The sequence below is a fragment of the Collinsella sp. AM42-18AC genome, assembly GCF_003467965.1.
In the GTDB taxonomy this organism is placed as follows: Bacteria; Actinomycetota; Coriobacteriia; order Coriobacteriales; family Coriobacteriaceae; genus Collinsella.
Genome location: NZ_QSFY01000029.1, coordinates 1 through 3,189, shown reverse-complemented (window position 1 = coordinate 3,189; position 3,189 = coordinate 1). Strand labels below are relative to the sequence as shown.

Genomic DNA, 3,189 nt, shown 5'->3' with positions numbered 1-3,189 from the left:
GTCCAAGTTTCGGGGCGCAGTTCACTGTCCCCTTTATGGTGGTTTTGATGGTGGTTATTTGGCTCCTTGCATGACTTCGTCGAGGGTAACGTTGACGGCGTGCTGTGTCGGGACCCAGTCGACCTTCAGGAACAGCGCGGCCACCGTGATGGGGATATAGCTGAACATAAAGATCGGGAAGGTAAACAGGTTAGTCACCAGACGCCACTTTTGCGCGCAGTGAATGTGCTTGTACTCAAAGATAGTCGTAAGCAGCGCCAGGATAAAGAAGGTCTGATACATCATGGCAAAGGTCATAATGAGCGAAGCAGCGCACGCCTGCATCTCGACCTCGGTGGCCAGGAAGCCGTGCGAAAGACCGCCCACAATCAGGAACGTGGCATTAGCGAGCATCGAGATCAACGATAGCAGCATACCCGGAGCGATGGTCATAAACATGTCATATGCGGCAAAGCGATGATAGCGGAACGTCGATTTGACAAGATGCTTGCCGTAGGTAAAAAAGACCTGGTAGAAGCCCTTGGTCCAACGCATGCGCTGTTTCCAGGACGCCTTAAACGTCACCGGCTGCTCGTCAAAGAACTCCGCCGGCGCATAGCCAATGCGAATGCCGTGAATGGCGCAGAACGTAGTGAACTGGATGTCCTCGGTCAGCGTGTGGAACTGCCAGCCGTGCATGCCCTCGATCACGCTGGCAGAAATGAGATAGCCAGAACCCGAAACAGCGCAAGAAGTCTTGCAGATGTTGCGAGCGTTGTTAAGAAAGCGCGCCTCTCGCAGATACCACGTAGCATTAGCCGCCGAGATCCACGAGCTGCCAAAGTTCTTGGAGTTACGATAGCTCGTGACCACATGGAAGCCCTGGTCAAAAGCATCGTTCATCTTGGACACGTAATCGCGGGCGATGACGTTATCGGCATCGAAGATAAAGTAGCCTTCGAAGGTGTCGGGATACTCGTTAAGGATGCGGTCGAAGCCAAAATCCATGACCCAGCTCTTACCCTTGCGGGCCAGGTCGTTGCGTTCATAGACAATGGCGCCCGCCTCGCGCGCAAGCTGCGCCGTGTTGTCGGTGCAGGCATCGGCGACCACGAAGACCTCGATGAGCTCGGAAGGATAATCCTGATCCTTGATGGAGCGAACGAGGTTGGCGATCACGGCTTCCTCGTTATGCGCCGCGATAAAGAAAGCATACCGGTGGAGCTTTTTGGCCTTGGGAGGTGCGACCTCACCGCGCAGGGCGCCAATGACAAAGAAGACCACCTGGTACAAAAAGCAGACCGTGAGCAGCGTAACCACAATCTGGTTAAAGATCACGATGGGCGTGTTGGTTTGTAAAAAGGCGAGCATGCAGGCTCCCAGGAACGCGTTACGTAAACAACCGTATATCTTACCGCAGGCTAGGGGCGTTCAAGAAACCACCTAATACTAACTAGGCTTCGAGAAGACCGAGCTGAGGAACGATCTCGTCGCCGGCAGCGGTGCGGCCAAGCGAACGCGGAGCCAGATCGTCGAGAACCGCAGCGAGATCCCACGGCAGCTCGTCGCGGCACTCAATGCGCTCCCCCGTCACGGGATGGTCGAACGCCACGCGCCAGGAATGCAGGAACTGCCTGGTCAGGCCCCGATCGGCGCGCGCATCGCACTTGCCGTAGAGTGGATCGCCCACGCAGGCATGGCTGATATGGCGCATATGCACGCGAATCTGATGTGTGCGGCCGGTAAACAGGTGGCACTCGACGAGCGTATAACCGTCGTCAAAACGCGTGGAATCGAAGCGCTCGAGGACCTTAAAGGTCGTAATGGCCTGACGGGCAAAGGGATCGTCCGAAACCGCCATCTTGACGCGGTCACGCGTGGAACGGGCGATACCGGTGTTGATGGTACCCTCGTCCATGGCAATGTGGCCGTGGACGAGCGTAATGTAGCGGCGGTCGAGCGTTCGCGTGCGGATGAGATTCTGGAGCGCGCGCTGGGTGTCGTCGTCCTTGGCCGCAAGCATGAGACCCGAGGTATCACGATCCAAACGATGCACGATACCGGGGCGGTCCTCGCCCTGCACGGTGCCCAGATGGTCGATACCGCAGTGATAGACCAGGGCATTCGCGAGCGTACCGCTCTCATGACCATGCGCCGGATGGCACACCAGGCCGCGCTGCTTGGAGAGCACGATGAGATAGTCGTCCTCGTAGCGGATATCGAGGGGAATGGCCTCAGGAATCACGTCAGTCGGATCGTGAGGCTCGGGCAGGTCGACAGAGATGCGGTCACCGGCGCGTACGGCATACTTTTTTGACAGACAGGTCTCGCCGTTCACGATTACGGCACCGCCCTCAATCAGATGCGCGCAGGCAGAGCGCGTAGGGCAGCCGTCATTGGCGCCCAGATAGGCGTCAAGACGCTGACCAGCGGAATCGTCGGCAACAAGAATATGGATGTCGGCCATTAACGCTCATTCCTTTCGCGAATCTTGCGGGCACGCTCCCCACGCTGCTTGGCATTGCGCTTGGCGCGGGCCTCGTCACGGGCGTTAAGCTCGGCGGTCGCATCGACCTCACGGGCGGCGGGGCTCAAAAACATGTAGCCGAAGAGGGCAAGCACCACACCGACCGTAATGCCGACATCGGCCACATTGAAGACGGGGAAGCCGATGAAGGTGGTGGCGATAAAATCGGTCACAAAGCCAAAAGCCAGACGGTCGATCGCATTGCCAATGGCGCCGCCCACGACCATAGCCATGCCCACAACCTCAAAGCGAGCAAGCTGGGGCGCGCGAAGCAAGTACACCGCGATCGCAACGATAACGACAAACGCCAGCACGGCAAACGCGAGGCCATGTCCCTCGCCCATGCTAAAGGCAGCACCGATGTTACGCACGAAAAGGAAGTCGATCACACCGGGGATAACAGTCACATGCAGAGCATCGCCAACGGCACGAACCGCAAGCTTGGTCAGCTGGTCAACAAGCAGCACGGCCAACGCCACGCTACCAGCAACACCCAACCGCCAACGCAAAGGCGGCGTCATATCCGCAGAACGACCCAAAGAAATCCCCTACCCTCAAAGCTCAAATAACGTTAAGTGCAATTAACCATCTTATATTGCCACACGCAGAGCGCACGACACATTCGCTAACGTCAGATAAATAACCAGCATCAAAACCACCCCTAAAAGGGGTGGTTTGCTCTT

Annotated in this window: 3 protein-coding genes; all 3 read right to left on the bottom strand. The window is 57.3% G+C overall.

All coding sequences use genetic code 11. The features are described from left to right. Positions 1-54: 54 nt before the first annotated feature. The 3 genes from DW913_RS09875 to lspA all read right to left on the bottom strand — a co-directional run bounded on the left by DW913_RS09875 (position 55) and on the right by lspA (position 3,045). Positions 55-1,350 (bottom strand): glycosyltransferase family 2 protein, encoded by a 1,296-nt coding sequence (locus DW913_RS09875; protein WP_117798378.1) that lies wholly within the window; start codon positions 1,348-1,350, stop codon positions 55-57. 82 nt (positions 1,351-1,432) lie between these two features. Continuing rightward, entirely contained in the window at positions 1,433-2,446 is a 1,014-nt protein-coding gene (locus tag DW913_RS09870; RefSeq protein ID WP_117798377.1) for an RluA family pseudouridine synthase, read from the bottom strand. Next, the gene (gene lspA / locus DW913_RS09865; RefSeq protein WP_233542054.1) at positions 2,446-3,045 is read right to left on the bottom strand and encodes a signal peptidase II; all 600 of its coding nucleotides are present in this window, start codon (positions 3,043-3,045) and stop codon (positions 2,446-2,448) included. The genes DW913_RS09870 and lspA overlap by 1 nt, the downstream gene beginning before the upstream one ends. Positions 3,046-3,189 lie beyond the last annotated feature (144 nt).